Origin of the sequence: Neisseria sp. HMSC073G10 (assembly GCF_001812605.1) — a bacterium.
Taxonomy (GTDB): domain Bacteria; phylum Pseudomonadota; class Gammaproteobacteria; order Burkholderiales; family Neisseriaceae; genus Neisseria; species Neisseria subflava_A.
The window spans coordinates 1-241 of sequence record NZ_KV809543.1 but is presented as its reverse complement, the minus strand read 5'-3'; the positions used below and the strand labels follow the sequence as shown (position 1 = coordinate 241).

The following is a 241-nucleotide window of genomic DNA, read 5'->3' as shown; positions in this document are numbered from 1 at the left end:
GCTGCAGTCGGCCCAAGACAGCCAACATCAGGACGGCAAAAACCGCAATGCCGGCGTACAAGTCGGCGTCGGGGTTTCCGTCGGTGCGCAAACCGGCGTCTATATCTATGCCGAAGCCGCCTACGGCAAAGGCAAAAACCGCACCGACAGCCAAACCCATCAAAACACCCTATTGCAGTCCGACAAACTGCAGCTCAGCAGCAAGGGCAATACCGTGCTGAACGGTGCCCAAGCCCATGCC

At 58.9% G+C, this 241-nt stretch carries 1 protein-coding gene; it reads left to right on the top strand.

The window, feature by feature from the left end; all coding sequences use genetic code 11:
• Positions 1–241: hemagglutinin repeat-containing protein (locus HMPREF2865_RS11340; protein WP_210399364.1), on the top strand; the 241-nt coding region annotated here is incomplete at both ends.